This window comes from Enterobacter cloacae complex sp. GF14B, from assembly GCF_004136805.1.
GTDB lineage: Bacteria > Pseudomonadota > Gammaproteobacteria > Enterobacterales > Enterobacteriaceae > Enterobacter > Enterobacter hormaechei_C.
Map to the genome: position 1 here is coordinate 1 of NZ_QFRV01000129.1, position 6,892 is coordinate 6,892.

General features: G+C 51.3%; 10 protein-coding genes. All 10 read right to left on the bottom strand.

What is annotated here, in order from left to right; translation table 11 throughout:
* Positions 1 to 888: FHA domain-containing protein (locus DD606_RS23215; protein ID WP_129259229.1), on the bottom strand; the 888-nt coding region annotated here is incomplete at its 3' end.
* Between the two features lie 90 nt (positions 889 to 978).
* Positions 979 to 1,395, bottom strand: coding sequence for a hypothetical protein (locus tag DD606_RS23220; RefSeq protein WP_129259230.1), 417 nt, complete (start codon positions 1,393 to 1,395; stop codon positions 979 to 981).
* Positions 1,389 to 2,378 carry a hypothetical protein gene (locus tag DD606_RS23225; RefSeq protein ID WP_015570333.1) on the bottom strand — a complete coding sequence of 330 codons (990 nt, stop codon included), beginning with the start codon at positions 2,376 to 2,378 and terminating at the stop codon, positions 1,389 to 1,391. Before DD606_RS23225 ends, DD606_RS23220 begins: the two co-directional genes overlap by 7 nt.
* A 75-nt stretch (positions 2,379 to 2,453) precedes the next feature.
* Positions 2,454 to 2,936 carry a type VI secretion system tube protein Hcp gene (locus DD606_RS23230; RefSeq protein ID WP_014884229.1) on the bottom strand — a complete coding sequence of 161 codons (483 nt, stop codon included), beginning with the start codon at positions 2,934 to 2,936 and terminating at the stop codon, positions 2,454 to 2,456.
* Positions 2,937 to 3,116: 180 nt separating this feature from the next.
* Positions 3,117 to 3,518 carry a T6SS amidase immunity protein Tai4 family protein gene (locus tag DD606_RS23235; RefSeq protein ID WP_044596270.1) on the bottom strand — a complete coding sequence of 134 codons (402 nt, stop codon included), beginning with the start codon at positions 3,516 to 3,518 and terminating at the stop codon, positions 3,117 to 3,119.
* Positions 3,519 to 3,550: 32 nt separating this feature from the next.
* Positions 3,551 to 4,045 carry a T6SS effector amidase Tae4 family protein gene (locus tag DD606_RS23240; protein ID WP_022648411.1) on the bottom strand — a complete coding sequence of 165 codons (495 nt, stop codon included), beginning with the start codon at positions 4,043 to 4,045 and terminating at the stop codon, positions 3,551 to 3,553.
* A 3-nt stretch (positions 4,046 to 4,048) separates the two neighbouring features.
* Complete coding sequence (locus DD606_RS23245; protein WP_022651414.1) at positions 4,049 to 4,474, bottom strand: Rap1a/Tai family immunity protein; 426 nt, start codon at positions 4,472 to 4,474, stop codon at positions 4,049 to 4,051.
* 79 nt (positions 4,475 to 4,553) lie between these two features.
* The gene (tssC, locus tag DD606_RS23250; protein ID WP_006810956.1) at positions 4,554 to 6,053 is read right to left on the bottom strand and encodes a type VI secretion system contractile sheath large subunit; all 1,500 of its coding nucleotides are present in this window, start codon (positions 6,051 to 6,053) and stop codon (positions 4,554 to 4,556) included.
* A 3-nt stretch (positions 6,054 to 6,056) separates the two neighbouring features.
* Positions 6,057 to 6,581, bottom strand: coding sequence for a type VI secretion system contractile sheath small subunit (tssB, locus tag DD606_RS23255; protein ID WP_022648413.1), 525 nt, complete (start codon positions 6,579 to 6,581; stop codon positions 6,057 to 6,059).
* Between the two features lie 75 nt (positions 6,582 to 6,656).
* Positions 6,657 to 6,892, bottom strand: a 236-nt coding sequence (locus DD606_RS23260) for an ImpA family type VI secretion system protein (protein ID WP_368853788.1), incomplete at its 5' end; no start/stop codon positions are given.

The following is a 6,892-nucleotide window of genomic DNA, read 5'->3' on the forward strand; positions in this document are numbered from 1 at the left end:
CTTATCGGCCACGATTTCATCCGGATGGGTTAACGGCGCGCCGCCCATCAGGCCGAGAGGGTCATCGTGACGCGCGGCAGGTGCGCTCGCCGACCCGCCAAACAGGGCTAACGGATCGAGTTCGTCCGACGCCTCTTCCTTTGGCTGGGCAGGTTTGCTTTCGTCCGGCTGTACCAGCGTTGAAGGGGTGACATCGTCAAAGATGCTCTCTTTTTTAAACAACGCTTCATCGCTGAACAGCGTGTCCGGGTCAACGTTTTTACGTTCAAGCGACGGTTCGGCGTCGTTAAACATTGCCAGCGGATCTTCGGCATTCCGCTCCGGGGCCGCAGGCTGAGAGAACGGATCGTGGGATGCCGCGGGCTGTGGTTTTGCCCGGTTGCTGGAGATGCTGTCGGAGATGGAAAACTCCTGCATCAGGCTGTCCCAGATTTCCGACGGCACGGCCGTAGGTTCAGCTTTTCCGCGAGGCGCGGCGCTGGCCGGTTTCGGTTGTGGCGCCGGAGCAGGTGTCGCCGCTGGGCGCGCCTGCTGCATGCTGGCCGCCATGCGGCTTACGGGCTGGGTGTCATGAATGAGTTCGCTGACTTCAATGCGATAATCATCAATACCGAGAATATCCCCATCCTGAAGCTCAACCTGACGCCCACGCTCCAGCGGGATATCATTCAGTACCACGCGGGTAACGCTGCCGCGGTTCGTGACGCGGCATTCGCCACTGGCGTCGACGTGAACGATGGCCTGCAAACGCGAGATAGTGCGGTCATTGTCCGGCAGCACCAGATTGTTATCCGTACCGCGCCCAATGGTGCCGCCCGGGGCATAAAAATCACAGCTGCTTTGCGGCGGCTGATGACCGGGTTTCGTAGAAATAATCGTGAATCGCATGGCGTATTCCTGCTGGTATGATTAGCGCTCAAACGCTGCCGCTCTCGGGGGTGAAAACGGCGGGGTTTGGGGGTTAAGGGCTGATTAAAATTATTTGACTACATTCAGGAAAATAATGCCAATAAGCAGCCATAGCGTAAAAAGAAAGGCCTGAGCTTTATAGCGTCGATGCAGTTTTAATATCCAGCCGATTCTCTCTTCCGGTAATGCCTGAACGAATTTATAGGCATCGTCCTGAACATTTCTGTCTTTGGTAAATTTCATCTTCACGCCTTTGCGAAGACGAACAAACCAGATTATTTTTTGATAGTTTGCCAGCGAGCCAAAAAATGATGCGTAATTTGTCACCAGATCGAGATCGTAGCCTTTTTGCCTATATTCTGAAAGAAGCTGATTATATTCGGTCTCGTGTTTTTTAAAATAACGGGAACTGATGAAGTCCATAATTACGACAAGTAAAAATAAAACAACAATCAGAAATAAAAGAATATTTTCTAAATTCACCATAGCTTATCCATGACATATTCAGTTGCTCCACCGGCAACTTCGCCACCAATGTATCCACCCGCAGCGGCTCCTACCACAGAACACGCGAGCAACCCTACACCACCTGTTGCCACGCCCAATGCAACACATACGCCAGCCCCAGCCATGGCGCCATATTTTCCGCCATAAATCCCGCCCGCAAGACTGGCGCCAAATTGACTGTACTTCTTAACGGCGACTTTGGAACAACTCTGCTCTCTACCTACTGTACAGGCATCGTAAACTTCATTGGTTGTGTTTGCACCAGCGAAGCCGATAGCAAGCCATCCTCCCATTTTCAGAAAACGGGCAGCTTTTGAAGCATTGTCTACATATGTTGAATACCCTCGTATTGAGGCAACACCCGCAGTACTCCATTCGTGGACAATTGACCTGCTTGATAAACCTAAAGCGTGCTTGATTTCTTCATAAGGTTTCAGTTTCAGCGTTAGTCTGGACAGCTTATTTAATAAAACGTCCAGCTCAGAAAAAAGTTTTTGCCTTTCAACAAAAAACTGCTGCCCGATCAATGTGCCTTGCGTTCTGTATTGATTTTGATAAGCCAGTTCGATAGCTTTTAATTTCTTTTCTATTTCGCTAAAGTACCTTTCACCTGCATCAGCAACCACCCCGAGAGATTTATCCATAAAATTAGTTAATGCTGCGATGGTACTAAAATGCTTGTTAAAGAAATTAGCTTCATCTGTATTCAGTTCTGCCAATGCTCCATTAACCTTTTGCTTTGCATTTTGTAATTGTTTTAGCTGAACCGCATTTTCAGCACCCGGAGCATTAAGGATCAATATTTGCCCGGGTTTTAACCACCGTGTGTCCCTGTTCACTTGCATAAAATAACGTGCCGCTTCACTGTCTGGTTTATTGAACAGTAGTCTTGCCTGGAAATCTAACGTACCAGCCTGCTGAACAACACAATAACCAGGAGCAACCGTTGATTTTACGCTCATATTGACATCCCTTTGCAAACGAAATTAAGTCTCTGTAAATAATGACCGGGGAAAACTCCCCGGTCACGCGCGCAATTACGCTTCTTTGTTTTCTTTGATGTTCCAGCCAGCGCTGCTTTCAGCACCTTTACCACCGGCAGTGGTCTGCTCCCAGTACTGCTGTTTCACTTTCGCAGCCTGGAATGCATAGGTCACGCCAACGGTATCGCCGTTGTCTGCACCCGTGTACTGAACGGAAGTCACGAGAACGTCTTCCAGGGTGATGCGGGTGTATTCAACCTGCTGACCACCCGCTTTGCAGACGGACAGTTCAACTTTGGTCAGGTGTTTACCGCTTGCGCAGTGTTTCAGGATTGCTGTAGTGGATTTGTCGATCAGAGCGTTAACGTGCAGATCGTTAAAGTTAACCTTACCGGCACCACCGCCACCACCCACACTCATATTACCTGGCTGGGACGCGCCCCAGGAGAAGGAGGTAATGTCAGTCCAGCCGGTGTGGTTAGAATCTTTAGATTCGCCCGTAACACCCTCGACCTTCAGAAACATATCAATAGCCATAATATCTACTCTTCGTGGATGAACAATATTGCTTTCGAAAAAGCCCTTATATGGCAAACAGGAAAGCATGGGGCTGAATAAAACCGTCCATATTTTACCTCTGCCTCATATCAAACGACCCGTGTCATTTGACAGTCTTACATTCCCCCTGAATGAAAGGAAAGAATGTGAAGTCTTTTACTACTGCGGATTATCCTGAATCCAGGTACGATCAGGATCGCCAATGATGAGCTGCGGAACCAGTTTATTCAGTTCGTCACTATGATAAAGACGTAGACAATTTAAGGTTACGCCTTTTACATCAGGTTTGCGCTCCGAGTGGAAACCATTAATTTGGTTTTTATACTTCCCAATAATGGCGTTAACTTTGTCAGTACCGTTTTCAGCATCAAACGGTATCCATTCAATAAATGCGCTCGCACTGCGGGCCGCATCAGCAGAAAATTGACTGCCTTTATCTGCTACCTGCGCAAGGCAGCGCGCCAGGACAAAATCTTTAACCACCTGCCGGTATGTTTGCTGCTGATAAAAATCAACGTAAGGGTTGTCACCGCGAGCAGAAAAAGATAAGCAAGTGAGCAAAAGAAATACGGTCTTTAAACACCTGAATATAATTATTTTAATTCCCAAAACCAGATTTCCTGACAGTACGGAAAGCAATCGGAGTTACATATAAACGAATTATTACTCAGAGGCTCGATAAGGTCGATATGACCACCGCCATACCCATCAATTTTATTGAAGAAAACAACACCTTTTCGGCCCAACATTGAGCGTGCACCAGCCTCGCGATCTTTAAAGATTTCTGCCTTGCCAAACACATGGGATTTATAAAGCTGATCGGCAAGTAATTTTGCGCCAGGCTCGATTGTTTTTCCCTTATAGGGACCGGTCTTTATGGGTAAACGCCCTGTAAATTCAACATTACATTTTAACAATGCCAGGCTCATTCTTACCGCACAGGTATTTTCGTATGCCGGTTGTTGCTTGATAATCGTCGAATAATCGTAGCCAATTTCTGAAAAAACCTGTTCACCCGAGGCAAAACCCGCGCGTGTGTGATTTGAAGAGTAATGCTGACGTTTAAGTTGTTCGTATAATGGTCTCATTTGTCACTCTCCTTTTTTGCACGGGCGTAATTCTTTCATGCCGTCAATGATGATTTTTGAAGCGCGCTCCTCGCCTTGCTGTTTCGATAAGTTCGCAAAACGAGAATAGAGAAACTCATGTATTGTATTTGGCAAAAAAGGCCTGCCCTTGCACCATGCAGTGCCCTCAGACGCGTCGACTACGCCGAGAAGATACATATTTGCCTTAATGCGTTCACGTTCATTCGTTTTCGACAGCCAGGCTTTAGCAAAACGCTCTGCACTCAGATTTAAATCGTACCCTGTTAACAGCGTCGGATCGCGTTGGAAGTTTGATGTGTCATCCTGAGGCAATGCTTCCGCTTGAGGGTATTTATAATTTCCGGCGTCCGCGCTTGCGAGAGTAGAAACTGCCAGCAAACTGGTCGCGATCACAAGTATATGTTTCACCGTATATCCTTATTCACTGACAGAAATAAGTTAAGCTTTTACGCACAAATGGCCGGCCCCTGCGGGCCGGCAATTATTATCACGCGTCTTTCGTCTTCAGCGACGGCAGTTTAGAAACCAGGCGCAGGGAAACGGTCAGACCTTCCAGCTGGTAGTGTGGACGCAGGAAGAACTTCGCGGCGTAGTAGCCCGGGTTGTCCTCAATCTCCTGCACCTGCACTTCCGCCGCCGCCAGCGGTTTACGGGACTTGGTTTCCTGGGAGGAGTTCGCCGGGTCACCGTCGACGTAGTTCATCACCCAGTCGTTCAGCCAGCGTTCCATCTCTTCGCGCTCGCGGAAGGAGCCGATTTTGTCGCGCACGATGCACTTCAGGTAGTGAGCAAAACGACAGCAGGCGAACAGGTAAGGCAGACGGGAGGCCAGGCGCGCGTTAGCGGTGGCATCCGGGTCGTGGTACTCGGCCGGTTTTTGCAGGGACTGCGCGCCGATGAAGGCGGCGAAGTCGGAGTTTTTGCGGTGAACCAGCGGCATAAAGCCGTTTTTCGCCAGTTCCGCTTCACGGCGATCGCTGATGGCGATCTCGGTCGGGCACTTCATGTCCACGCCGCCGTCATCGCTCGGGAAGGTGTGGCACGGCAGGTTTTCCACCGCCCCGCCGGATTCGACGCCGCGAATCGAGGTGCACCAGCCGTACTCTTTAAAGGAGCGGTTGATGTTGGCCGCCATCGCATAGGCCGCGTTCGCCCAGGAGTAGCTGTTGTGGTTCGCGCCGTCGGTCTGCTCTTCAAAATCAAAGCTGTCGACCGGGTTGGTGCGAATGCCGTACGGCAGGCGCGACAGGAAGCGCGGCATCACCAGGCCCAGATAGCGGGCATCTTCCGATTCACGCAGTGAACGCCAGGCGGCGTATTCGGTGTTCTGGAAGATTTTGGTCAGATCGCGCGGGTTAGCCAGTTCCTGCCAGGACTCCATCTGCATCACGCCCGGTGCGGTACCGGTGATGAACGGACAGTGGGCCGCGGAGCCAATGCGCGCCATCTCGCCCAGCAGCTCAACGTCCTGCGGGCTGTGGTCGAAGTAGTAGTCGCCTACGATGCAGCCAAACGGCTCGCCACCGAACTGGCCGTACTCCTGCTCGTAGATTTTTTTGAAGATCGGGCTCTGGTCCCAGCCCACGCCCTTGTAGCGCTTCAGGGTGCGGCCCAGCTCCTGCTTGGAGATGCTCATAAAGCGGATCTTCAGCATCTCGTCGGTTTCGGTATTGTTCACCAGGTAGCTCAGGCCGCGCCAGGCGCTCTCCAGCTTCTGGAACTCCTCGTGGTGAATGATCTGGTTCACCTGCTGCGAAAGCTGCTCGTCAATACCGGCAATCAGGTTCTGAATGGTGCGGTAGGTATCGTTTGAGAAGGTCACGGTGTTTTCCAGCGCCTGCTGCGCCAGGGTTTTAACCGCGCTTTCTACGGCAGAGCGCGCCTGATCGGTTTTCGGGCGGAACTCTTTATTCAGCAGCGCGCTGAACTCGTCCTGGCTGAACGCCTGGCCCGCCTGCTGATCGTGTTGTTGAGTCTGGTTGCTCATCGATTATTCCTCGCTACCTTTCGCACTTTCGTCATTTTTTGGCATCTGGCTCAGGGATTTGAGCAGCGTCGGATCCTGAAGGATTTTTGCAATCAGCTCTTCCGCGCCGTTTTTGCCGTCCATGTAGGTCAGCAGGTTAGAGAGCTGGGTGCGGGCTTCCAGCAGCTTGTTCAGCGGCTCTACTTTACGGGCCACCGCGTCCGGCAGGAAGTCGTCCATGCTGTCAAAGGTCAGATCGACGTTGAGCTTACCTTCGCCGGTCAGGGTGTTATCCACCTGGAACGCCACGCGCGGCTTCAGCGCCTTCATGCGTTCGTCGAAGTTGTCGATGTCGATTTCCAGGAATTTACGCTCGTCGACGGCTGGCAGGTTTTCCACCGGCTTGCCAACCAGATCGGCCATAACGCCCATCACAAACGGCAGCTGAATTTTGCGTTCTGCACCGTAGATCTCTACGTCGTATTCGATCTGCACGCGGGGAGCACGGTTGCGTGCGATGAATTTCTGTCCACTGTTACTCATTGCCATGATGTTCTCCATCAAAGATGCGCGGTGAAGGTGAAACGGCAGACTCCATGCCTGTCGTCATAATGCCAGGACGCGTCATTCGCGGCGTCCAAAGATGTTTTCCAGTTGGTTAACGCCGTCTGGCGCCAGGTCGCGAATAATGTCCATAAAGTTGAGTTCAGACAGCCGCTGCACCCGTTCAATCATCAGCGGTGCGGGATGGCTGGGTTCGTACTGCGCAAAGTACTGTTTCGCTTTTTCCAGCATTAGCTGCGCGTCGGCGCGGCTGGTCACCTGCACGCTGCGCCAGTCGGTGACCGGCTGAACGGGCT

What these genes read in the sequence shown, in the direction of transcription:
- DD606_RS23240 (WP_022648411.1), bottom strand. Translation starts at nt 4,045, where the DNA reads ATGAGACCATTATACGAACAACTTAAACGTCAGCATTACTCTTCAAAT.
- DD606_RS23225 (WP_015570333.1), bottom strand. Translation starts at nt 2,378, where the DNA reads ATGAGCGTAAAATCAACGGTTGCTCCTGGTTATTGTGTTGTTCAGCAG.
- tssB (WP_022648413.1), bottom strand. Translation starts at nt 6,581, where the DNA reads ATGGCAATGAGTAACAGTGGACAGAAATTCATCGCACGCAACCGTGCT.
- DD606_RS23230 (WP_014884229.1), bottom strand. Translation starts at nt 2,936, where the DNA reads ATGGCTATTGATATGTTTCTGAAGGTCGAGGGTGTTACGGGCGAATCT.
- DD606_RS23220 (WP_129259230.1), bottom strand. Translation starts at nt 1,395, where the DNA reads ATGGTGAATTTAGAAAATATTCTTTTATTTCTGATTGTTGTTTTATTT.
- tssC (WP_006810956.1), bottom strand. Translation starts at nt 6,053, where the DNA reads ATGAGCAACCAGACTCAACAACACGATCAGCAGGCGGGCCAGGCGTTC.